The following is a 255-nucleotide window of genomic DNA, read 5'->3' as shown; positions in this document are numbered from 1 at the left end:
ATTGCATTACACTTTTATGACATTCATCCGGCGCGGGGGCACATTCGATGAAAATTAGGGCGACCGTCATTTGCGAACATGAGGGGCATATCCTCTTCGTACGCAAGGCCAGATCTAAATGGGCATTGCCCGGCGGGAAAGTAGAAGCGCACGAGCGCCCGGTAGGCGCGGCGGAACGCGAGCTGGAAGAAGAAACCGGTTTAAATGTGGACGGCTTGCTGTACCTGCAGGAGCTCAAGGCCCGCGACACCGTCC

1 protein-coding gene is annotated in these 255 nt (G+C 56.5%); it reads left to right on the top strand.

Translation table 11 applies throughout. The features are described from left to right. Positions 1-47 precede the first annotated feature (47 nt). Positions 48-255, top strand: a 208-nt coding sequence (locus SB756_RS32510; RefSeq protein WP_410913565.1) for an NUDIX domain-containing protein, incomplete at its 3' end; no start/stop codon positions are given.

The organism is Pseudomonas sp. SIMBA_068 (assembly GCF_046534705.1).
GTDB lineage: Bacteria > Pseudomonadota > Gammaproteobacteria > Pseudomonadales > Pseudomonadaceae > Aquipseudomonas > Aquipseudomonas putida.
The sequence above is the reverse complement of the archived record's forward strand: the minus strand, read 5'-3'. Positions and strand labels throughout refer to the sequence as shown.